At 54.7% G+C, this 23,360-nt stretch carries 15 protein-coding genes; all 15 read left to right on the forward strand.

Going from position 1 to position 23,360, the window contains the following annotated elements; all coding sequences use genetic code 11:
- The first annotated feature begins 17 nt into the window (after nucleotides 1-17).
- A complete protein-coding gene (locus JG725_RS19040) occupies nucleotides 18-2,105 on the forward strand; it encodes a hydantoinase/oxoprolinase family protein (RefSeq protein WP_199379442.1) in 2,088 nt (695 codons plus the stop codon).
- The gene (locus tag JG725_RS19045; protein WP_199379443.1) at nucleotides 2,105-3,787 is read left to right on the forward strand and encodes a hydantoinase B/oxoprolinase family protein; all 1,683 of its coding nucleotides are present in this window, start codon (nucleotides 2,105-2,107) and stop codon (nucleotides 3,785-3,787) included. The genes JG725_RS19040 and JG725_RS19045 overlap by 1 nt, the downstream gene beginning before the upstream one ends.
- A gap of 2 nt (nucleotides 3,788-3,789) precedes the next feature.
- Nucleotides 3,790-4,599, forward strand: a complete 810-nt coding sequence (locus JG725_RS19050; RefSeq protein ID WP_172288718.1) for an SDR family oxidoreductase — start codon at nucleotides 3,790-3,792, stop codon at nucleotides 4,597-4,599.
- A gap of 50 nt (nucleotides 4,600-4,649) precedes the next feature.
- Nucleotides 4,650-5,813, forward strand: a complete 1,164-nt coding sequence (locus JG725_RS19055) for a pyridoxal phosphate-dependent aminotransferase (RefSeq protein WP_172288716.1) — start codon at nucleotides 4,650-4,652, stop codon at nucleotides 5,811-5,813.
- A gap of 55 nt (nucleotides 5,814-5,868) precedes the next feature.
- Nucleotides 5,869-6,474 carry a TetR/AcrR family transcriptional regulator gene (locus JG725_RS19060; protein WP_172288714.1) on the forward strand — a complete coding sequence of 202 codons (606 nt, stop codon included), beginning with the start codon at nucleotides 5,869-5,871 and terminating at the stop codon, nucleotides 6,472-6,474.
- 114 nt (nucleotides 6,475-6,588) lie between these two features.
- Nucleotides 6,589-7,860: a Glu/Leu/Phe/Val dehydrogenase gene (locus JG725_RS19065; protein WP_172288712.1), complete on the forward strand. Its 1,272-nt coding sequence runs from the start codon at nucleotides 6,589-6,591 to the stop codon at nucleotides 7,858-7,860.
- 101 nt (nucleotides 7,861-7,961) lie between these two features.
- Complete coding sequence (locus tag JG725_RS19070) at nucleotides 7,962-8,837, forward strand: EamA family transporter (RefSeq protein ID WP_199379444.1); 876 nt, start codon at nucleotides 7,962-7,964, stop codon at nucleotides 8,835-8,837.
- A gap of 356 nt (nucleotides 8,838-9,193) precedes the next feature.
- Nucleotides 9,194-11,395 carry a catalase/peroxidase HPI gene (gene katG / locus JG725_RS19075; protein WP_199379445.1) on the forward strand — a complete coding sequence of 734 codons (2,202 nt, stop codon included), beginning with the start codon at nucleotides 9,194-9,196 and terminating at the stop codon, nucleotides 11,393-11,395.
- 265 nt (nucleotides 11,396-11,660) lie between these two features.
- A complete protein-coding gene (locus JG725_RS19080) occupies nucleotides 11,661-13,058 on the forward strand; it encodes a glycoside hydrolase family 1 protein (protein ID WP_199379446.1) in 1,398 nt (465 codons plus the stop codon).
- A 753-nt stretch (nucleotides 13,059-13,811) separates the two neighbouring features.
- Nucleotides 13,812-15,716 carry a beta-glucoside-specific PTS transporter subunit IIABC gene (locus JG725_RS19085; protein WP_199379447.1) on the forward strand — a complete coding sequence of 635 codons (1,905 nt, stop codon included), beginning with the start codon at nucleotides 13,812-13,814 and terminating at the stop codon, nucleotides 15,714-15,716.
- Nucleotides 15,717-15,897: 181 nt separating this feature from the next.
- Entirely contained in the window at nucleotides 15,898-16,734 is an 837-nt protein-coding gene (licT, locus tag JG725_RS19090) for a BglG family transcription antiterminator LicT (protein ID WP_199379449.1), read from the forward strand.
- 293 nt (nucleotides 16,735-17,027) lie between these two features.
- Nucleotides 17,028-18,611: a carbohydrate porin gene (locus JG725_RS19095; protein ID WP_233356502.1), complete on the forward strand. Its 1,584-nt coding sequence runs from the start codon at nucleotides 17,028-17,030 to the stop codon at nucleotides 18,609-18,611.
- A gap of 13 nt (nucleotides 18,612-18,624) precedes the next feature.
- A complete protein-coding gene (locus JG725_RS19100; RefSeq protein WP_199379451.1) occupies nucleotides 18,625-20,079 on the forward strand; it encodes a DUF1593 domain-containing protein in 1,455 nt (484 codons plus the stop codon).
- A 146-nt stretch (nucleotides 20,080-20,225) separates the two neighbouring features.
- Nucleotides 20,226-21,449, forward strand: a complete 1,224-nt coding sequence (locus JG725_RS19105; RefSeq protein WP_172288698.1) for an anaerobic sulfatase maturase — start codon at nucleotides 20,226-20,228, stop codon at nucleotides 21,447-21,449.
- Between the two features lie 179 nt (nucleotides 21,450-21,628).
- A complete protein-coding gene (locus tag JG725_RS19110) occupies nucleotides 21,629-23,293 on the forward strand; it encodes a sulfatase (RefSeq protein WP_199379453.1) in 1,665 nt (554 codons plus the stop codon).
- The last annotated feature ends 67 nt before the right edge of the window (nucleotides 23,294-23,360 follow it).

The raw sequence follows: 23,360 nt of genomic DNA on the forward strand, positions 1-23,360 counted from the left end.
AAGCAATCGAGGTAATTATGAAACACGCATCAACGTGGCGAATGGGATTTGATATCGGCGGTACTTTTACCGATTTGGTGCTGTTGGACGATGCCACTGGCTATGCGCTACGCCACAAAACGTTGACCACGCCGGAAGATCCCTCTGAAGGCGCGTATATCGGTCTGACGCAGCTTTTGGAGATTGCCGGAGTAGAGGCAAAACAGGTTCACACCATTACGCATGGCACCACGTTGGCGATCAATGCGTTGCTGGAACGTCGCGGCGCCAGGACGGCATTTGTGGTGACCAAAGGGTTTCGCGACGTATTAATCATGGGGCGTGAATACCGTTACGACATCTACGACCTGAATGGCGCGCCGGCCGCGCCGTTGCTGCCGCGTTCCGATGCTTATGAGTTGAACGAGCGCGTCACCAGTCGGGGCGAGGTGATTACGCCGCTGGACGCCAGTGAGGTGATTACGCTGGCCGCCGAGCTGCGGGCGCGGCAATACGAAGCGGTGGCGGTGCTGTGCATGCATGCCTATGCCTGGCCGGAACATGAGAATCAAATCGCCGCGATTCTGTCGCGTGAACTGCCTGGCGTATCCATCTCTGTATCGCACCGGGTATCGCGCGAAATCCGTGAGTATGATCGCGGCGTGCTGACGGCGATGAATGCGTTTGTCCAGCCGAAAGCCAAACGCTATATGTCGCGTCTGGAAAATAAGTTGCGCGAAGGAGGCTTTACCTGCGACTGGCTGGTGATGGGTTCCAATGGCGGATTGATGGCGCCGCAGGTGGCGGCGGAGTACCCGACGCGCATTATCGAATCCGGCCCGGCGGGCGGCATCGTCGCGACGGCGGCGTTCGCCCGTAAGAACCAACATCCGCAGGTGCTGGCGTTTGACATGGGCGGAACCACCGCCAAAGCCTGTGTGGTGCGCAACGGCGAGCCTTCCATTACCACCGATTATGAGGTCGGCCGCGCCGATCGCCTGCTGAAAGGCAGCGGTCTGCCGGTAAAACTGCCGGTGGTCGATATGATTGAAATCGGCGCCGGCGGCGGCAGTATCGCCCGGGTCGATTCGCTCGGTCTGCTGGAAATCGGCCCGGAGAGCGCCAGCGCCTTCCCGGGGCCGGCTTGTTACGGCCGCGGCGGCGAGTTGCCGACCGTGACCGATGCCAACGTGGTGTTGGGGCTGCTTGATCCGCACGCTTTCCTCGGCGGACGGATGACGCTGGATGTGGACGCGGCGCGGCGCGCCATCGGCCGCGTGGCGGAGCCGCTGGGGTTGAGCATCGAAGATGCCGCCTGGGGCATTCATCAGGTCGCCAACAATAAAATGGCCGAAGCGTTGCGCACCCATGCGGTGGAAAAGGGCGTCAGCCCGCAGCAGATGACTATGCTGGCCTTTGGCGGCGCCGGCCCGAGTCATGCCTGGTCGCTGGCGAAATTGCTGAGCGTGAAGCGTGTTTACTTCCCGGACGGCGCCGGCGTGTATTCGGCATTCGGTTTGCTGACGGCGCCGCCCAGCGCCGACTTTGTGCGCAGCGACCGCTGCCGCTTGCTGCCGGGGCTGGATTTTAATGCCATCCACGCGGTATTTGCCGAAGGCTTTGATGAAGCCTTCACCACCCTGGCGGCGGCTAACGTCGATCCGCAAAGCGCATCGACCCAGAAACTGGCGGACGTCCGCTACGTCGGGCAGGGTTCCGAACTGACGGTTATGTTGCCGGATGCGTTCCTGACGCAAGGCGATATCGCCTCGCTGATCGCGGCGTTTGAAACCGCGCATTACGCGCGTTTTGGCCGCACCCTGCCCGGACAGGGCGTGGAGGTGGTGAACTGGCGCGGACGCGTGCAGACCACGCCGCCAGCCATTGCCGCCGGCGGGCAGCAAAGCGGCAACGCGAGCGACGAGCATGAAAAAACGCTGGCGGTTTACCTTGGCCGCGAGCAGGGCTTCAGCCCGTGCCGGGTGATCCCGCGCAGCCTGTTGACGGTGGCGGAACCCGTCGCCGGCCCCGCCTTACTGCAAGAGAAAGAGTGCGCGATCTACGTTGGGCCGGGGGCGACCGCCACGCTGGATCAGCAGGGCAATATCTTGATGGAGATCCACTGATGAATACCCGTACTGAAGACAACCTCGATTTCCTGAACGATCCCATCAGCCTGCGCATCACCTGGGATCGTCTGGTCAGCATTTCTGAAGAAGCGGCGGCAACGTTAATCAGCATGGCGTTCTCCAGCATTATCCGTGAAGTGGGCGATTACTCCTGCCTGTTGATGGATGCGCAAGGCCATTCACTGGCGCAGCCGAAGGCCAGCGTACCGGTGTTTATCGGCACTATGCCCGCCACGGTGCGTCATCTGCTGGCGAAATTCCCGGCTGAAACGCTGAAGCCCGGAGACAGCCTGATCACCAACGATCCCTGGCTGGGCACCGGTCACCTGAATGATGTCACCATTGTGACGCCGGTTTTCCGTGACGGCGAACTGGTGGCCTTTACCGGTTCGGCGGCGCATATGTCCGATATCGGCGGCTCGCTGAATATGGGGTCGTCGCGCGACATCTATGAAGAAGGCTTTTTGATCCCGCCGAGCAAGCTGATCGTGGCCGGTGAAGTGAATCAGCAACTGCTGGATTTGCTGCTGGCCAACGTGCGCTCGCCGGATCAGGTGCAGGGCGATCTGCATGCCATGCTGGCGGCTAACCAGATTGGCGCCGACGGCCTGCTGGCACTGATGGACGATCTGCACATCAGCCGCGTCGAACCGCTGGCGGAGAAGATCCATTCGCTAACGGAAAATGCGATGCGCAAGGCGATTCTGGCGGTGCCGGATGGCCGCTACGAGGCCTCTGTCGATATCGGCGACTATGAAGGCGATATCCATTTGCACGTCGCGGTGATCGTTGAGGGGAGCAATGTGGTTATCGACTATACCGGCTCGTCCGACGAATCGCTGTTTGGCAGCAACTGCCCGATGTCGTTTACCTACGCCTACAGCGTCTATCCGCTGAAGTGTCTGCTGGAGCCGCATCTGCCGAACAATGAAGGTTGTTTCAAATCGATTACCGTGACCGCCCCGGAAGGCTCGATCGCCAATGCGCGACCGCCTTGCGCCGTCGAGATGCGTAACCGCGTCGGCCACATGGCGCATGCCGCCATTTTCTCCGCGCTGGCCGAGGTGATGCCGGAGCGCGTAATGGGCCACTCCGGCAGCGCGCCGGTCACCTGCGACGTGTTCGCCGGTCAACTGGACGACGGCCGGCGTTTCGTGGAAAGCCTGTGCGTCAACGGCGGCACCGGGGCGCGACCGCACGCCGACGGCATCGTGACCGGGTTCCCCGGCAACATGTCGTCGACGCCGATCGAACTGATTGAATCCGCGACGCCGCTGCTGTTCCTGCAAAAGGCCATTGTCCCGGACTCCGGCGGCGCGGGGCGTTATCGCGGCGGGCTGGCGCAGCGTATGGTGATCCGCAATCTGGGCAAATTTCCGCTGTCGCACAGCATGTTCTATTCGCGCCAGAAACATCCGGCGCAGGGGGTGCTGGGGGGGCAGGCCGGGGCGCCGAACTACATCGCCATTAACGGACGGCAGTTGGAAAAACCGGTGGGACGTCATGATGTGTTCCCCGGCGATGAAGTCACTATCCAGATGCCCGGCGGCGGCGGAAAAATGCCGGTCGCCGAGCGAGCGAAAGAGGCCATTGTGTACGATCTACAGCAAGGCTATATCACGGCGGAAGGGGCATTGCGCGATTACGGTTTTAGCCTCGACAACACGGAGCGGAGATAACTATGAATGCTTTACTTGGCAAAGTCGCCATCGTTACCGGCGCGGGGAGCGGGATCGGCCGCAGCACCGCCGAACTGCTGGCGGCGAAAGGGGCTAAAGTAGTGCTGGTCGGGCGTCGGCAGACGGTGCTGGATCAGGTGGCCGCGGGTATCCGCGAGCAAGGGGGAGAGGCCTGGGTGCATGCCGCGCATATCGAACAAAAATCCCAGGTGGTGAGTCTGGTGAATTGGACGATTGAACAACTGGGGGCGGTGGATATTCTGGTCAACAATGCCGGCAGCGCCAGCAAGGTATTGAACGCCCGCTGGATTGAAGAGGATGAGTGGCAACAGGTGCAGGATGTGAACCTGAAGGCCGTGTTCCTGCTGACTCAGGCGGTGCTGCCCGACATGCTGCAACGCGGCGGCGGCAGCATTATTACCGTGTCCTCCCTCGCCGCGCTACGGCCGAATTTACTGGGCGGCGCGGCCTATGGCGCTGCGAAAGCCGGCGTGCGTAATTTCATGACCTATCTGCACAACACGTTTCGCAATCAGGGGATCCGCGCCACCTGCATTTTACCGGGCGAGGTGAATACGCCGATCATGGACAACCGCGCCAACCCGCCGGTCAAGAGCGTGCGTGAGACCATGGTACAGCCGGAGGATGTGGCTGAAGCTATTTTACTGTGTGCGGCATTGCCGCCGCGCACCGTGATTGAAGAACTGATCGTTGCGCCGGCCTATCAGCGCGACATCTCCGGCGATCTTGAGGTGAGCCGCTGGAAAGGCGCGCCGCCGGAATGTCGCGCCGAAAGGGAAAACTATCGCTAAGCTCCGCAGCCCAATGATTAACCATGAATATCATTAAGATAAGGTGAGAAATGAGTTCTTCAACATCCGTCCCGCGCTTCAAGGCGTCTAACGCCGTATTACGCGTAGAGAGCACCTCATTACGCGTGCAACAACCTCCGTCGAGCAGCGATATGGTGTCGCTGGCGATGGGCGAGCCTGATTTTGATACGCCGCCGCGCATCATCGCCGCCGCGGCGGAGGCCTTACAGCAGGGTTACACCCACTATGCCCCGCTGTTGGGCGACAAACTGCTTTGCCAGGCGTTGGCCGAACAGGTTTCCTCACTGTCCGGCGATCCGGTAGGCAACGGCGAGATCCTGGTCACTCACGGCGGCACCGGCGGGTTGGCGGCGGCGATTTTGTCTATCGTCAATCCCGGCGACCGGGTGGTTATCCCCGATCCGACCTATTCGCTGTACGCCGATCTGGTGAATATGGCGGGCGGCGTTTGTCTGCCGATGCCCTGCCGCGCAGATTTACACTGGGATCTTGAACTGCTGGAAAGCATGATGGAAGGCGCGCGCTTGTTCATCTTCTGTAACCCGGGAAACCCGACCGGGATTGTCCATAGCCAGCGTGAGATCGAAACGCTGGGCCGTATTGTCCGCAAGACCGGTACGCTGGTGATTGCCGATGAGGCCTACAGTGATTTAGTCTTTACCGACCAGGCCTTTACGTCGGTATTGCAGGTTCCCGCTTTCAAAGGCCGCACCCTGTACTGTCAGACTTTCTCGAAAAGTTATGCCATGACGGGCTGGCGGGTAGGGTATCTGGCGGGGCCGGCTGATATGATTACGGCGGCGGCGCGCGTGCACAATACCCTGAATGGCTCCGTCAACACGGCGGTGCAACGGGCGGCGCTGGTGGCGTTAAAATCCTGTGGAGATGACGTGAAACGGATGTATGCGGTCTACCGCGAGCGTCGCGCGCTGATGATGGACGGCTTATCGGCTATTCCCGGCTTGGCGCTCAATCAGCCGGAAGGGGCGTTTTACTGCTTCCCGTCTTATTCATTGCCGATCCCGGCCATTGATATGGTGGGGCTGCTGCGTGAACAAGGCCTTGCCGTTCGTCCGGGCAGCGAATTCGGCGCGGCGGGGGAAAGTCATTTGCGTCTATCCTATGCGGCCAGTAAAGAGGCCATCGCCGAAGGCGTCGCCAGACTGAAGCGCGGCCTGGCGATGCTGAGTTAACAAACAAAAGCAACAACAGTGTAATTCATTAATTTGCATCGTATGGAGTGGGATTATGCGCAGTGATACCGAACGAAATCGCAAAAGTCTGATTCAGGCGGCCGCCCGGTTGTTTGAGGTGGCGGAGGGGCCGATCAGCCTGTCCGAGATTGCTGTGGAGGCGCAAGTATCGGTGGCGACCGCATATCGCCAGTTTTCATCGGTTGAAGAGGTGTTGAATACCTATCGGCGCGATGTGGGGGCACTGTTGTTGGCGTTCAGCGAGCGGCAAACCTGCACCGGCCTGGAGCGGCTGGAAAAGGTTTGCCGTTACTGGATCAAGCTGGTGCGTGAGCGCGGGGCGGCGATGGTGCCGATGCGTAACCGGCGCGGCTATCTGGAGCGCCTGTGGGAAGGCGCCGATTATCTTCTGGTGCAGGCCGATGCCGTCAGGCCGCCGCTGCGCGAGGCGATGGCCGAAATGGCGCTGCCGGACATCGGCGATAAAGCCGTCTTCCTGTGGAACATCCTGTTTGATCCGCGGGAGATCTTTGACCTGATGGATACCGTCGGCCTGAGTGAAAGGGAAGTCGGCACGCAGTTAATGTCGGTGCTTATCGGCGGCCTTAAAGGTTGGGCGGAGGTTAAACCGGTGACGGCCGCGACCAGCCGGATACGGTAAAAAACGACACCCTGGCTTATTGAACTGACTATCGCCGCGCGGCGAGGGATTCTTACGTCCGTTCTTCAGGTAAATGATGATGTTTTTCAACTAAATCAGCAGGTATAGTTAATCATGAGCACACTGTCTTATGTTTCGGCAGATAAGTCCTCTGCGTGGGCCACCTATTTATCACAAATTGAACGCGTGTCGCCGTACCTCGGTGAGTTAGGCGAATGGATCGATACGTTGCGCCATCCCAAACGGACGCTGATTGTGGATATTCCTCTGGAAATGGATGACGGCAGCATTCGACATTTTGAGGGTTACCGGGTACAGCACAATTTATCACGCGGACCGGGCAAAGGCGGCGTCCGCTTTCATCCTGACGTCTCGCTGGATGAGGTTATGGCGCTTTCGGCCTGGATGACGATCAAGAGCGCGGTACTGAACCTGCCGTTCGGCGGAGCCAAAGGCGGGATCCGCGTCGATCCGAAAGCATTGTCGGTTAAAGAGCTTGAGCGCCTGACCCGCCGTTATACCAGCGAGATTGGCGGCGTGATAGGCCCGCAGCAGGATATCCCGGCGCCGGATGTCGGCACCAACGGGCAGATCATGGCATGGATGATGGATACCTACTCGATGAATGTCGGCGCCACCACAACCGGCGTCGTGACCGGTAAACCCATTCATCTGGGCGGTTCTCTCGGTCGCGTCAGCGCCACCGGACGCGGGGTGTTTGTCACCGGCTGCGCGGCGGCTGACAACATTGGCTTATCCCTTGATGGCGCCCGCGTGGCGGTGCAGGGGTTCGGCAATGTGGGCAGCATCGCGGCGATGTTATTCGCCAGGCAGGGGGCGAAGGTCGTGGCGGTACAGGATCACAGCGCAACGCTCTATCACGCGGACGGCATTAACATTCCCGCATTAATGGCCTGGCAGCAATCGCACGGCGCCATCGCCGGTTATCCCCAGGCCGACGTTATCCGCAGTGATGATTTCTGGTTGCAGGAATTTGATATTCTGATCCCGGCGGCGCTGGAAGGGCAAATCACGCCGCAAAGAGCGGCCAACTTGTCATGCCGGCTGGTGCTTGAGGGCGCCAATGGCCCGACTTTCCCTGAAGCCGATGATATTTTGCGTCAGCGCAATATCGTGGTGGTGCCTGATGTGGTTTGTAATGCCGGCGGGGTAACGGTCAGCTATTTCGAATGGGTGCAGGATTTTTCCAGCTTTTTCTGGAGCGAGGACGAGATTAATAACCGGCTGGATCACATCATGAAAAATGCCCTGGATGCCGTATGGCAAAAAGCGGATAAGCTACAGGTGACGCTGCGTACCGCCGCTTATGCGGTCGCCTGCGAAAGGATATTGATGGCGCGTAAAGAACGCGGGTTGTATCCCTGAGTCGGATTTGCCCGCAGGTTCATATCGCCGGGGGGGTTCGCATAGCCTCTCACTCGGATGGGTGAGAGGCTGCCTGTTTCTTTATATAAAAGGTTAACATTGTGGCGTTAGGGCATGTGTTCATTGTTTTACTGGTTGTCTTCATGTGGGCATTCAATGTTATCGCCATCAAAATGGGTATCGCGGAGTTGCCGCCGCTATTTTTAACGTTGCTGCGGTTTGTCGTCGTCGCCCTACTGATTGTTCCCTTCACGCGGATAAACCGCGAACAGTTGAAAACGATGCTGTGGCTGGCATTGACCTTCGGGCTGTTGCATTTCGCGCTGCTGTTTGTCGGTATGCGTTTTACCGATGCCGGCACCGCGGCAGTGCTCGTCCAGTTAGGCACGCCGTTCGCCATGATCATCGCGGCGCTATTTCTTAATGAAAAGCTGCGTCTGGTGCAGTGTCTGGGGATCGCGGTTTCGCTGAGCGGCGCGGTGGTGATTTCAGGCAGTCCGACGGCCGCGTCGTGGAGCGCCGTCATCTTACTGCTTATCAGCGCCATGGGGTGGGCGGTGAGCAATATTATTGTTAAATCCTCGGTCAATATCCATCCGGTGACCATGGCCGGGTGGATGTCGTTTTTTGCCATCCCGCTTGTCGGTTTGGCGTCGCTGGTGTTTGAGACCGATCAGATCGGGGCGTTGGCGGATGCGTCATGGCGAGGCTGGTTCGCGGTGTTTTACAGCGCCATCGGCGCGTCGCTGGTGGCGTATTCGTTATGGTACTGGCTGTTAAAACGTTATCCGGTGAACCAGATTATCCCGTTCTCGTTGTTAAGCCCGGTGTTTGCCATCGGCATGGGCGTAGTGCTGATGGGCGATAGCCTGAATGCCTATAAACTGGCCGGCGCCGTACTGGTGATTGGCGGAACCTTCATCGCGGTGGTGAAGCTGCCTTCTCGCAGGGGCATGGTGCGTCAATCACCCCGGTAAGTGCGTGTCGCAGCATACACCGTTATCTTGTTGGCCTGCTACTGCCGTCCTTTCCTATCTGCAATATTCAGCTTTTGTTTTTAGCTAATTGATAGTTAGCAGCTATCGCAATGGTCATGTGATTCTATTTTATCTATAACCCTGAACTGAGTAAGATTACCCGTGAATTTCAGCCGAAAGAACGCGCCGTCAACGGACGTTCTTTCGATAACGATCCAATGAAATTCCATGTTTTACGTTAACCGTTAGCGCAGCACCCAAGGCGAATATTACGAGCAATTTCATGTCAACGACTCAACATTCGTACACCAGACTGGCCGAGTCGATAGGACACACAAATAGAGGTAGGAAAACTCATGACAACTGAAAGCAAATGCCCGTTTTCGGGTGGCGGTAGTAAAGTGCCGAACAGCGGCGGCGGCACCTCAAACAAAGATTGGTGGCCGAACCAACTGAATCTGAAAATCCTGCACCAGCACTCCTCCCTATCCGACCCGATGGATAAAGATTTCGACTATGCCGCCGCGTTCAACAGCCTGGATTTGGCGGCGGTCAAAAAAGATCTCCACGCCCTGATGACCGATTCGCAAGACTGGTGGCCGGCAGACTTCGGCCATTACGGTCCGTTGTTCATCCGTATGGCCTGGCACAGCGCGGGCACCTATCGTACGGGTGATGGCCGCGGCGGCGCCGGTGCGGGTCAGCAGCGTTTCGCCCCGCTTAACAGTTGGCCGGATAACGCCAACCTCGATAAGGCGCGTCGCTTGCTGTGGCCGATTAAACAGAAATATGGCCGCAACATTTCCTGGGCCGACCTGATGATCCTCACCGGCAACGTCGCTCTGGAATCGATGGGATTCAAAACGTTCGGTTTTGCCGGCGGGCGCGCCGACGTGTGGGAACCTGAAGAAGATGTTTACTGGGGTTCCGAAACCATCTGGCTGGGCGGCGACAAACGCTATTCCGGCGAACGGGATCTGGAAAACCCGCTGGCCGCCGTGCAGATGGGGCTGATTTACGTCAACCCGGAAGGCCCGGACGGCAATCCTGATCCGCTGGCCGCCGCGAAAGATATTCGTGAAACGTTCAGCCGCATGGCGATGAATGATGAAGAAACCGTCGCGCTGATCGCGGGCGGTCACACTTTCGGTAAAACTCACGGCGCGGGCGATGCAGCGTTGGTCGAGGCGGAACCGGAAGCCGCCGGCATTGAAGAACAGGGGCTGGGCTGGAAGAGCCGCTTTGGCACCGGCAAAGGCGGCGATGCCATCACCAGCGGTCTGGAAGTTACCTGGTCGCAAACGCCGACCAAATGGAGCAACTATTTCTTCGAAAACCTGTTCGGCTTCGAGTGGGAACTGACCAAAAGCCCGGCCGGCGCCCATCAGTGGCAGCCGAAAGATGGCGCCGGAGCAGGCGAAATGCCGGATGCGCACGATCCGTCAAAGCGCCATGTGCCGACCATGCTGACCACCGATCTCTCTTTGCGCGTCGATCCGATCTACGAGAAAATCTCCCGCCGCTTCTATGAGAATCCGGATGAGTTCGCCGACGCTTTCGCCCGCGCCTGGTTCAAGCTGACGCACCGTGATATGGGGCCGCGTGTCCGTTATCTCGGCCCGGAAGTCCCTGCGGAAGAGTTGATTTGGCAGGATCCGATCCCGGCAGTCGATCATGAACTGGTTAATGAACAGGATATCGCCGATCTGAAAGACAAAATTCTGGCTTCAGGTCTGTCTATTTCGCAATTGGTATCGGCAGCCTGGGCGTCGGCATCGACGTTCCGCGGCTCCGACAAGCGCGGCGGCGCCAACGGCGCTCGTATTCGTCTGGCGCCGCAGAAAGATTGGGCGGTCAATCAGCCCGAGCAACTGGCGCACGTGTTAAGCACGCTGGAAGGTATTCAGCAGACATTTAACAGCAGCCAGTTCGGCGACAAGAAAGTGTCGCTGGCCGACCTGATCGTGCTAGCCGGTTGCGCCGGCGTTGAACAGGCGGCGAAAAACGCCGGTCACCCGGTGACCGTGCCGTTCACCCCGGGACGTATGGATGCCTCGCAGGAACAAACCGATATTGAGGCCTTTGACGTGCTGGAGCCGATTGCCGATGGGTTCCGCAACTACCTTAAGGGGCGCTACAGCGTTGTTGCTGAAGCGTTGCTGGTGGATAAGGCGCAGTTGCTCACCTTGAGCGCGCCGGAAATGACGGTGCTGCTCGGCGGGTTGCGGGTACTGAACATCAATGCCGGCCAAACCCAGCATGGCGTATTTACCCGGCGTCCGCAGGAGCTGACCAATGATTTCTTTGTGAACCTGCTGGATATGGGCACGACGTGGAGAGCGGCGGCGGACAATGAAGGCGTGTTTGAAGGACGCGACCGCGTGACCGACGAACTCAATTGGACGGCCACCCGCGTCGATCTGATTTTCGGTTCGCACTCGCAGCTGCGTGCGTTGGCCGAAGTTTACGGCAGCGCGGACGCGCAGGCGAAATTTGTGCAGGATTTCGTCGCGGTGTGGAACAAAGTCATGAACCTCGATCGCTTCGACCTGGTATGATCCGTAGCGCGATGTTAACCCATCGCGTCTGAACATTCTCGGCCCGGCGAGCCGGGCCGAGAGTGAATTCCTCTATTAAATTTCAGACACCGATCAAGAGATCATCGCTGGGCGCTTGAGTTAGGCCGCGTTAGCCGCTATAACTGTGGGTAGAGGACGTTATCGGGGCAACCTGAGCGAAACCTGATTCAATTCATGTTTTTAACATCATGAATTGAATCAGGTTTTTTTTTGCTTTTCAGCTGTCAATGAGGAGAGGTTTGCGATGCAAAAGGCATTTCCGGAAGGATTTTTGTGGGGCGGTTCGATGGCGGCCAATCAGGTCGAAGGCGCGTGGAATGAAGGTGGGAAAGGCATTTCCACCTCCGATGTTCAACCGAAAGGCGTGCATGGCAAGGTGGTGGAACGCGGCGACGGCATCACCAACATCAAGGACGTCGCCATCGATTTTTACCACCGCTATCCTGAAGATATTCGGTTATTTGCCGAAATGGGGTTCAAGGTGCTGCGCACCTCGATTGCCTGGACGCGTATTTATCCGAATGGCGATGAGGCCGAACCGAATGAAGAGGGACTGGCGTTCTACGATCGTCTGTTCGACGAAATGGCTCGTTATGGTATTCAGCCGCTGATTACGCTGTCCCACTATGAAATGCCTTATGGACTGGTCAAGCAATACGACGGTTGGGGCGGCCGTGAGACCATCCCGCTGTTTGAACGCTATGCGCGCACGGTGTTTACCCGCTATCGTCACAAGGTGAAATACTGGCTGACCTTTAATGAAATCAATATGGCGCTGCATGCCCCGTTCACCGGCGTCGGGTTGACGAGCGATCGCAGCAAACAGGATATTTATCAGGCCATTCATCACCAGCTGGTCGCCAGCGCCCGTGCGGTAAAGGCCTGCCATGAGATTATTCCTGATGCGAAAATCGGCAATATGCTATTAGGCGGCGTGCGCTATCCGATCACCTGTAAGCCGGCGGATGTCTTGAAAGCGCAGAGCGTCAATCGCGAATGGATGTTTTTTGGCGATGTTCAGGCGCGTGGCGCTTATCCGAACTGGATACGGCGCTATTTCCGGGAAAATGACATCAGTTTGCAGGTGACCGAGCAGGATAAAGTCGACCTGAAAGAAACCGTCGATTTCGTCTCGTTCAGCTACTATATGAGCGGTTGCGCCACGGCGGAGCCGGAAAAATATCAGGTATCTCAGGCAAACATTATGCGGATGATCCCCAACCCGCATCTTGCAAGTTCGGAGTGGGGCTGGCAGATCGATCCCGAAGGGCTGCGTTATCTGCTCAATGAACTGCATGACCGTTATCAGAAACCGCTGTTTATCGTTGAAAACGGCCTGGGCGCACGGGATGTTCCCGAGGCCGACGGCAGCATCGATGATGAGTATCGCATTCAGTATCTTAAGCAGCACCTGATACAGGTAAGGGAAGCGATTGAGGACGGCGTTGAATTGATGGGATATACCAGTTGGGGGCCGATCGATCTGGTCAGCGCCGGCACGGCGCAAATGTCGAAACGCTACGGATTTATTTATGTCGATCGTGACGATGAGGGGCAGGGCACGCTGGAGCGTCGCCGCAAAAAGAGCTTTTTCTGGTATCAGGATGTGATTAACAGCAACGGCCGCAGTTTGGCCGAGTAATATTGCGGGTTAATCCCTGTCGTTTCTTGTCTCTTATTCACATATTTACCGATAATGGTAAATATGTGGGTTCAGAGCTATTTCGTGCGCGAAAAGAAAGGTATTTTCATGCCACGTCGTAGCACGCGCCCGACAAGGAGCGCTCAATCGCCGCAGCTCCTTGACCTCTGGCTTTTGGGCGGAACGGGGTCGCTACGCGATGCCTTCGCCGGGGGAGTCCTTTTGACGGACCGCCAGTGACGCGTTCCTGACGCGGCACTGGCTTGAGCCGCATCCCTGCGGCTCATCCTAAAGGCCTCCCCCGACTCAGCCCCTTTTACGCCAAAGGGAAAAACAAACCGTTGCTCGGCGTTTCTTCCTGAGTTGTGACGAAGAGACAAGCCGTTTTCAGGGAAGTCATGGACATGCGCAAGCCATATTGCGCGGATTGCTCTCGGCGTAATATGGCAAGCTTACCAGGGGCGGTACGCGATACGTTGGGACGCGGGCTTTTGTTGATGCCCTGGTAAAAATTTAGTGATACTTTTCACAAAATAAAACATAGCAGTGGCTTTCTCGGCACGGACTTGCTACAAGTAACCCATTGGACGTCACCAGAAGCGTTGATCTTCTGGGCGAGACCTGGATAAAACAGTGTGTTGACACACTTTTTTATCCAGGTTTTTTTTTGCTTTTTTCCAGCTGGCCAGCGGGCGTAAGCAAGACAAATTGTACAAGACAGTTGCAGCCATTTACGAAACGGGACGTGTCATTATGAATAGCAAAGTGCTGGCAGAAAGTATTCTGAGGTTGGTCGGAGGAGAGGAAAATGTCTCGACTCTGGTTCATTGTGCAACACGCTTGCGCTTTAAGATCGTGGATAACGCCAAGGTGGATTTGCCCGCGTTGGAAGCGTTGGATGGCGTTATTACGGTGATCAATGGGTCGGGACAGTTGCAGGTGGTTATCGGCAACCGGGTGCCGGAGGTGTACCGCGCTTTCGGTCCGATTTCAGGATTGCTGGAAGACGGCGGGAATAAACGTTCGGGCGGCGATACCCCGGCGGCGGGCGCTGAAAATAGCGTCTCGATCATGGGGCGGCTGATTGATTTGGTGGCGGGGATCTTTACCCCCTTGCTGGGAGCGATGGCCGCCGCCGGGGTGTTGAAAGGCGTGCTGGCTATCGCAATAGCGGCGGGGTGGTTGAACAACAAGGAAAGCACCTACGTTATTCTGCACGCGGCGTCCGACAGCTTGTTCTACTTTCTGCCGATGCTGCTGGCCATCACCTCCGCACGTAAATTTGAAACCAATATCTTCGTCGCCGTATCGATTGCCGGGGCGCTGGTCTATCCCACCATTCTGGGATTGTTTGAGGCCGGGGAACCTGTCACCTTCTTCGGTTTGCCGGTGGTGATGATGAAATATACCTCGTCGGTCATTCCGATTATCTTCACGGTATGGCTGATGTCGCATATCGAACGCTTCCTGAATCGCCACATCCATGAAAGCGTGCGCAATATCCTGACGCCGTTTTTCCTGCTGGTGCTGATGGTGCCGTTGACGCTGATGACCATCGGGCCGATCGGCATTTCGGCCAGTGAGTTAATCGCTTCGCTGTTTGTGAGCATTTATAACTTCAACCCGATTATCGCCGGTGCGCTGATTGCCGCCTCGTGGCAGATTCTGGTGATTTTTGGGGTGCATTGGGGGTTTGTCACCGTCTTTATCAATGATATTTCCGTTATGGGGCACAGCTACCTCAAGGCCGCGTCCAGTCCGTCCGTGTTTGCCCAATCCGGAGCGCTGCTGGGCGTGATGCTGCGTACCAAAGATAAAAAACTCAAAGCGCTGGCAGGCAGTTCCTTTATTGCCTCGCTGTTCGGCATCACCGAACCCGGCGTATACGGCGTCACGCTGAAGCTGAAAAAGCCGTTCGTCTGCGCGGTGATTGCCGCCGCAATGGGCGGCGCGGTGGCGGGTTATGCGAAAAGTTCGGCCATCTCCATGGGGATGCCCGGATTACTGACGCTGCCGATTTTCTACGGCGAGGGTTTCCTGGGCTTTATCATCGGTTGCGTGATCGCTTTCCTTGCCAGCCTGATTTTAACCATGATTGTCGGGTTCGAGGAACCTAATGCACCTGCGGTGCAAACACCGGCGCCGTCGTCTCCTTCGCCGACATCCGACCGGGCCGCGACCGCCGATCTGAACGCGACGACCGCCGCCAGCCAACAGATTGGTTCCCCGGTAAAAGGCGAGTTGGTTCCGCTGGCCGAGGTTAATGACAAGGTGTTTTCTTCCGGTATCGTCGGCGCGGGAATTGCCATCCGGCCACAGGAAGGCCGCATCTATTCGCCGGTAGACGGGACAATCGCCAGTACGTTCGCCAGCGGCCACGCGATTGGCATTCGCTCATCCGCCGGCGCTGAAATACTGATCCATGTCGGGATCAATACGGTGCAACTGGATGGTAAGCATTACCGCATGCAGGTCGCGGAAGGGGATGATGTAAAGAAAGGCCAACTGTTGCTGGAATTTGATTTGGCCGAGATCGAGAAAGCGGGTTATGACACGGTAACGCCGATCGTGGTCACTAATGCCGATGATTATCGCGTATTCAGTCTCAGCACCGAACGATACCAGCAGGCGGGCGATACCATTATTGCGCTCGCATGATTATGATGCAGACTGAAAAAGGGTGCGGACAAGCATCGTCAGGTTATTACCTACCTATAATGGCGTAGACTGTGTCCGCAGTGGGTGAATCAAGACACAAGGATGACAGCAGAATACGAGCAGGGCAACGGTCGCGATACCGGGACTGTTGCCCCGCCGGAACAACCATACAGGCGTCATAATGAAAATAAACAGAATATTAAGCAATAATGCGGTGCTGGCGGTGACAGACAAAGGAGAAGAATGCGTAGCACTGGGGCGCGGCATTGGTTTTGGCAAGAAAAATGGCGATTGTGTGGATGAAAAGATGATCGAGAGCCGTTTTCTCAAAACCAGCGGCGGGCTGAACGCTTTTTTTGCGGAAATTCTGGCGGAAATTCCTCCCGTCTATCTGAATATTACCGAACAGATCATTGCGCTGGCGCGTAGTGCATTGGATATTGAATTACAGGATACGCTGTTTCTGGCCTTGAGCGACCATATTAATTTTTCGGTCAAACGCTTTAAAAGCGACATGAAAATTCATAATCAATTGCTGTGGGAAATTAAGCTCTTCTATCCGAAAGAGTTTTCCGTCGGTTTGCGCGCGTTGGATATTATAGAGGAAAAACTGCAAGTCCGTTTACCCGACGATGAAGCGGGATTTATCGCGCTGCATCTGGTTAATGCGAAAAACAACACCGATATGCAAAGCACCGTGCAAAGCGCTACGCTTATTAAGGATATATTAACCATTGTAAAATATGACCTGCGTATTAAATACGATGAAAATTCCATCGATTACCAACGTTTTATTACGCATTTGAAGTTTTTTGCATTACGATTATTCAATCGGAATGCGGTAAGCCATGCCGATGACAGTATTTATGAAGGCATAAAAGAAATAATGCAGACGGCCTATGCCTGTGCGATGCGAGTTTACAATTATGTTGAGCGACACTATCAATATCAGTTGACAACGGATGAAATCATGTTTTTGACTATTCATATCAATCGACTGAACAATAATTCAAAATAGGATATTGATGAAATTTTTTCAGGTGACTTCGCTCACGTTTCGAAATTGTAAAAGTTGAATGAATAAAAGAATATAAATTATAGTGACATTAAATAGGACGTAACTGATTTAATTCAGGCGAAACCTGTCTTGTTGGGTGAAATGATGATTCATCCGGCTGGGCGGGTTTTTTTTTAATCCTGGAGTTTTTTTTAATCCTGGAAAAGTACCTAATTGCCGTTTTTTGCCGCATCAGGGATACATCACGACGGAGCATGACCGGGTGATGGTTGTCGATATTAATGAGGAATAAAATGATGAAGAAAAAACATCTGCCATTTAAACACAAGGCGCTGGTTTTAATGTTGTTGTCCTGTTACGGATTCGCACCGAATGTGATGGCGCAACCTTTAACCCTTGAACAGCGGATGGCGTTGCTGGAGGAGCAATTGCGGATTACCCAGGATAAGCTGCAAGCCTATGAGGAAAAAGAAAAAGTCAGACAATCAACAGCGGTGAAGCCGCAACAAACCACGGCTGTTGCCGGCAGCGTATCGACTACGGCGGCGGTGAATGAAAGCGAACCGGAATTATCAGAATCAACGCTGAAAAAAATCAGTAAATATGTTCAGGATGATACCGGGTTTAAATACTCGGGTTATTTCCGTACCGGTTGGGCATCCACGACCAATGGCGGCCCCAAATCCTGGGCGGTGGGATCGCTTGGCCGCTTCGGCAATGAATATGATGGTTGGTATAACCTGTCGTTCAAAAAACGCGCGTGGCAGGAAGGCAATAAATCTATTTGGGCGAATGTGCAGTTTGAAGGGGATTTAGGTTTATCTCAGAGTAATGAATCGTTTGAAAAAGGGATGGCCGGCGGCGGCATGGGGAAACTCAGTAAACTGTATGTTGAAACGACCGGATTCCTGCCCTTCGCGCCGGAAGCGAAATTCTGGATCGGTAAGCATACCTTGCCCCAATATGAAATCCATATGTTGGACTGGAAAAGTAATCGGACACTTTCCGGCGCAGGGCTGGGTATTGAAGATTGGCAACTCCCCGTCGGTTCTTTAAGTATGGCGCTGACGCGTAATGATATCGATAATTACAGTGCCGTATGTACAACCTCAAGCTGTAGCGATACGACTCAGGTTAATGTCAATATTGCTGAAGTCAGATATAAAGATATTCCGCTGAGCGAAAAATTGTCATTGGAAGTCGGCGCGAAATATGCTTTTGCTAATCAGACTGATGAGCAAAAAGTCGCGCAAACTTCCGGTGATGACTATAAAGTAAAATCATCATGGCTGGGTCAGGCTATTTTACGTCACCCTGTATTGGGGGGATTTAATGAATTGACGGCGCAAGTCGCCAATAACTCGATGGCCAGTCAATTTATGAATATTTCGAGCGCCAATCCGGATTTTGACTATAACAGTTCTTATTATGGCATTCACAGCGACGGTATTGGCTGGCGATTGGTTAACCAGGGGGAAATATACCTGCGTGATGATATTATTATGGCCCATTCACTGGTGTATGGTCGCGGTAATGACCTTTACTCCACGTATACCGGCGCGCACACCGATTTTGAAACCCTTCGTGCGGTGATTCGCCCTGCCTATATTTGGGATAGAACCAACCAAACGGCGCTGGAGCTGGGTTACTTTATTCAGGAAAATAGCGCCAATAATATTGGCTATGATGAATCGGGTTATAAAGTGACGCTGGCGCACACGTTCAAAGTAGACACCAGCCTGTTGAAATCGCGACCTGAAATCCGTTTCTACACCAGCTATCTCAGAGCGCTGGAAAATGAAATAGATAACCAGAGTTTTAACGATGGCAAAGAGTATCAAATCAGCTTCGGCGTCCAGGCGGAAGTGGTTTTCTGATAAGGGAAAAAATATGTTTTTTTCAGCAAAAAAGATTAAATCAATTTCATTGAGCGTATGTCTGGCGGCATGTTGTCCGGCATTTTCCGTGGCGGCGGCCTCCGCGGTAACCGAGGGGGCTGCGGCGGCGGTGAACGCGGAAAAAACCCGCATACTGATTCTGAGTGATATTGGCAATGAGCCGGACGATTCCCAGTCTCTGGTTCGATTTTTGTTGTACAGCAATGAATTTGACGTAGAAGGCATCGTGGCGACCACCTCGACCTGGCTGCGCGACAAAGTCAACACGCCGATGATCCACGAACGTATTGATGCCTATGAGCGCGTGTTGCCAAATCTACAGAAACATGCGCAGGGATACCCTTCCGCTCAGGCGCTACGCCAGGTGGTTCGCAGCGGGCAGGCGGGATACGGCATGGCGTATGTCGGCGATGGCAAATCGACGCCGGCGTCAGAGCTTATCATTCAGGCGGTGGATAAACAGGACGATCGTCCCTTATGGATTACCCTGTGGGGCGGCGGCGTCGATCTGGCCCAGGCGCTGCATGATGTAAAAGCGCGCCGGACGCCGGAAGAGGTTGCCGCTTTCATCAAGAAGATCCGTGTTTATGCCATTTCCGATCAGGATAACACCGGCGTGTGGATCCGCGGTAATTTCCCGCAGCTGCGCTATATCACCAGCATTCATGCCTGGAATGAGTATTTCCTGTCAACCTGGATCGGGATATCTTCGTCGCGGGCGATCGGCGGCGATATGAGCAAAGTGAATAACGACTGGCTGGCGGAGAACATCCGGCGTAAAGGCCCGCTGGGCGCGGTATATCCGGCGGTGGAATACTCGATGGAAGGCGATTCGCCATCCTTCCTGTATTTGCTGCGCACCGGGCTTGGCGATCCTGAACATCCGGAATATGGCGGCTGGGGCGGGCGCTATGCCGCTGTCGCACCGGATGATGCGGGAGGCTTGCGCGTCAGCACATCGGATGAAGTCATGGGCGTCGACGGGAAAAAATACCGCACGGCGCCAGCGACGATCTGGCGGTGGCGCGATGCTTTCCAGAATGACTTTGCCGCCCGAATGGACTGGACTCTGACCGGGGAGGTGAAAAAAGCCAACCATAACCCCAATCTGGTGCTCAATGGCGCGCCGGGGACACAGATTTTGTCCTGGCAGGTGAAATCCGGCGAGGTGGTCACGCTCTCGGCGCAGGGTTCCGGCGATGTCGACGGCAATCAGGTCACGTATCGCTGGTGGCAATACAAAGAACCGACCGCAACGGCGATGGGCATTCATTTTGGGCCGGGACTTGAGCTGTCTCATCAACAGGGGGAACAAACCCGTTTCACCGCGCCCGCCGTCAAGACAGCGACGCCGTTCCATATTATTCTGGAAGGGAAAGACAACGGCTCTCCGGCATTAACGTCCTATCGGCGGGCGATTGTGACGGTGTTGCCCGCAGCGCAGTGAATGGAGGCGCCGGATTGACGATCGCGCGTCGGGAGAAAAGAAACCGCTGTGTTTGATGACTATCGGCCGACAAGGACGTTGGCAATCCCAACCGCACGGAACTCAATAAGTGGTTGTCCCCCCCGTAAGCAGAGACAGAGGTATCCATGAGCCAATCCATTGCCAATTTTCAATTGATGGCCAAGCCGTCGGGTTCGGTATGCAATATCGATTGCTCTTACTGTTTTTATCTGGAGAAGGAGCACCTTTATCCAGAGCGGAAAAGCCGTTGGAAGATGGATGGCGAAACGCTGGAAAATTATATCCGTAAAAATATCAGCGGGCAGCAGGCCGACGTGGTGGACTTTCTGTGGCAGGGCGGCGAACCGACGCTGCTGGGCATTGATTTCTTTCGTGAGGCGCTACGGTTACAGAATCAATACCGCGGCGGCAAACGGATCAATAATTTCTTTCAAACCAACGGCATCAATATCGACGATGACTGGGCGCGCTTTCTAAAGGAAAACCAGTTTCTGGTCGGTCTGTCGATCGATGGCGACCGGATCAGCAACGACGCGCATCGCCTTACCCGAAGCGGAAAAAGCACCTTTGATGCCGTGATGCAAGGGCTGGAGGCGTTGAAGCGTCACCGGGTCGAATTCAATACGTTGACGGTGGTGAATGCGGAAAACGTTAAACGTCCGCTGGACGTTTACCATTTTCTCAAGCGCATCGGCAGCCGTTATATGCAGTTTATTCCGCTGGTGGAGCGCCGTGCGGCGCAGCCGGACGCAAACGGACTGATGCTGATCCAGCCTGATTTTTCCGGCCAGTGCAGCGTAACGGAATGGTCTGTTCCCGCCAAAGCCTACGGGCGTTTCCTGAATACTATTTTTGATTACTGGGTGCAACACGATTTGGGCAATGTATTTGTCATGAATTTTGAGCATACGTTGACCAAAATGACCGGTCAGCTCAGCGCCTGTGTCATTAATGAAACCTGCGGCGGAAATCTTATTGTCGAGTCGAACGGCGATGTCTATTCCTGCGACCATTTTGTATATCCCGAACATAAGCTGGGAAATATTAATCAGGATGATTTGGTCTCGTTGGTTAATTCACCGCGCAATATCGCTTTTGGTCAGCATAAACTGAAAAACATCAGTAAAGATTGCCTGAATTGCGCGGTAAGGCCGGTATGTCATGGCGGCTGCCCAAAACATCGCTTTGAAATTTCCAGCGATGGCCGGCCGAATAAAAATTATTTTTGTGACGGATTTAAAACGCATCTGTTGCATGTGCTGCCGCGCATGCAGTCATTATTAACGCAAATGGTGCGTAAAGAATCGATGAAAAAGATAAGGAGGAATATCAAACAAACATTCTATTAACTGAAATTGAATGACTGTCTGGGTATTTTCATTAAAACGTAGATTTTTTAATGCTGTCTGATCCGTACGGTGCGGGAAGACGGTATATACCTGTCATACTTCAAGTTGCAGGTGCGTTGGCTTTCCTCGCTCAACTTTCTGCAACTCGGATTATTTAGTGTATAGAGAAAGGAACTGTAATGAAAAAAAATAAACTTCTGGCGGCAATTACGCTGGCTTGCATGCAGGCGGCGAGCGTGCATGCCGCCGCGCCAGCTTCCTCATCTGTCGTGTCGCAACAACCCAACGTGATCTACATCCTGCTTGACGATCAGCGCTATGATGCGTTCGGATTTCTGAATCCGGCCATTGATACGCCAAATATGGACAGCATCGCCAAAGAAGGCACGTATTTTAAAAACGCGTTTGTTACCACCTCGCTGTGTTCGCCCAGCCGCGCCAGTATCCTGACGGGAATGTATGTCCATAATCACGGCGTGTCGGACAATAATCCGTCGGATCTTTCGCATCTGAACTATTTTCCGGAGTTGCTGCGCGACAAGGGGTATCAAACCGGTTTCTTCGGTAAGTGGCATTTTGGCGGCGCGGATAAAACCGCGAATAAAGGATTTGCCGGTTTTGATCGCTGGGTCGGGCTGCTGGGGCAGGGCAGTTATTACCCTATCGACAACTATGGTAAGCCGGTAATGCTTAATATCGACGGAAAAATGGTGCCGCAAAAAGGCTATATTACCGATGAACTGACCGACTATGCGGTGAACTGGCTGAATCAGCTTGATAAGAACAAACCGTTCATGATGTATCTGTCGCATAAAGGCGTGCACTCGGATTTCCTGCCGGCTAAACGCCACCGCGGCAGTATGAAAGGGGTCACATTCCCGCTGCCCGATACCTATGCCGATACCCCGGAAAACTATGCCGGTAAACCGATGTGGGTGAAAAACCAGCGTAATAGTTGGCACGGCGTTGATTACCCTTACAACACCAACATGGATCTTCAGCAGTACCAGCGCGATTACTACGAAACGCTGCGTTCGGTGGATGACAGCGTAGGGCGCGTGCGCGACTGGCTGAAACGGCAAGGTCTGGATCAAAACACCATTATTATGGTGATGGGGGACAATGGCTTTATGTTCGGCGAGCATGGCTTAATCGATAAGCGCAATGCTTACGAAGAGTCGATTCGCGTGCCGCTGATTGCATCCGGTCCGGGTTTTGCCAAAGACAAGGTCGTGGAGGATATTGTCAGAAACATTGATATCGCCCCGACTATTCTGGAGGCTGCGGGGGTTCCGACGCCGAAAAACTATGATGGTCAGAGCTTCTGGAAACTTGGCGTCGAGGGGCAAACGGCGCCGAAACGGCAAGACCACTTCGTCTATGAATACTTCTGGGAATACAGCTTTCCGCAAACGCCCACCACGTTTGCCATTCGTACGCCGGAATATAAATACATTCAGTACTATGGCGTGTGGGATAAGGAAGAACTGTATGACATGCGCAATGACCCGCAGGAAAAACACAACCTGATCGATGCGAAGGATGAAAAAATCATCAATGCCAAGATCGCGTTGCGTAAGCAACTTTATCAGGAACTGCGCGATCACCAGGGCAAAAATGTCATTCCTTATAACCAGCGGTTAGGGCAAGGCCAGGTCTATCGCCATGAAGGAGCCGGGGAGCAATTGGCGCCTTTCCCGCGTGAATGGCTGAAGGGATATAATCATGAGGAGATCCTCGCCGGCTTTATTCCCGATCAGGTCGGCAAAGAAGCTAGAGTAAAAGCATCCAATGAAGCGGTGAAGAAAAGCGAACCGCTGTTAAAGGAGATGATGGATAAATAATCCTCTCTGACGTCGGCGGGCATTCTGTGCCCGCTATGAATATCCTGTGAACCGCCGCCTTATTCTC

It is taken from the genome of Brenneria sp. L3-3C-1, from assembly GCF_016456245.1.
In the GTDB taxonomy this organism is placed as follows: domain Bacteria; phylum Pseudomonadota; class Gammaproteobacteria; order Enterobacterales; family Enterobacteriaceae; genus Brenneria.

Excerpts from the sequence above, each read along its gene's own strand:
- JG725_RS19040 (WP_199379442.1), top strand. The coding sequence starts at position 18 with ATGAAACACGCATCAACGTGGCGAATGGGATTTGATATCGGCGGTACT.
- JG725_RS19045 (WP_199379443.1), top strand. The coding sequence starts at position 2,105 with ATGAATACCCGTACTGAAGACAACCTCGATTTCCTGAACGATCCCATC.
- JG725_RS19050 (WP_172288718.1), top strand. The coding sequence starts at position 3,790 with ATGAATGCTTTACTTGGCAAAGTCGCCATCGTTACCGGCGCGGGGAGC.
- JG725_RS19055 (WP_172288716.1), top strand. The coding sequence starts at position 4,650 with ATGAGTTCTTCAACATCCGTCCCGCGCTTCAAGGCGTCTAACGCCGTA.
- JG725_RS19060 (WP_172288714.1), top strand. The coding sequence starts at position 5,869 with ATGCGCAGTGATACCGAACGAAATCGCAAAAGTCTGATTCAGGCGGCC.
- JG725_RS19065 (WP_172288712.1), top strand. The coding sequence starts at position 6,589 with ATGAGCACACTGTCTTATGTTTCGGCAGATAAGTCCTCTGCGTGGGCC.
- katG (WP_199379445.1), top strand. The coding sequence starts at position 9,194 with ATGACAACTGAAAGCAAATGCCCGTTTTCGGGTGGCGGTAGTAAAGTG.
- JG725_RS19080 (WP_199379446.1), top strand. The coding sequence starts at position 11,661 with ATGCAAAAGGCATTTCCGGAAGGATTTTTGTGGGGCGGTTCGATGGCG.
- JG725_RS19085 (WP_199379447.1), top strand. The coding sequence starts at position 13,812 with ATGAATAGCAAAGTGCTGGCAGAAAGTATTCTGAGGTTGGTCGGAGGA.
- licT (WP_199379449.1), top strand. The coding sequence starts at position 15,898 with ATGAAAATAAACAGAATATTAAGCAATAATGCGGTGCTGGCGGTGACA.
- JG725_RS19095 (WP_233356502.1), top strand. The coding sequence starts at position 17,028 with ATGATGAAGAAAAAACATCTGCCATTTAAACACAAGGCGCTGGTTTTA.
- JG725_RS19100 (WP_199379451.1), top strand. The coding sequence starts at position 18,625 with ATGTTTTTTTCAGCAAAAAAGATTAAATCAATTTCATTGAGCGTATGT.
- JG725_RS19105 (WP_172288698.1), top strand. The coding sequence starts at position 20,226 with ATGAGCCAATCCATTGCCAATTTTCAATTGATGGCCAAGCCGTCGGGT.
- JG725_RS19110 (WP_199379453.1), top strand. The coding sequence starts at position 21,629 with ATGAAAAAAAATAAACTTCTGGCGGCAATTACGCTGGCTTGCATGCAG.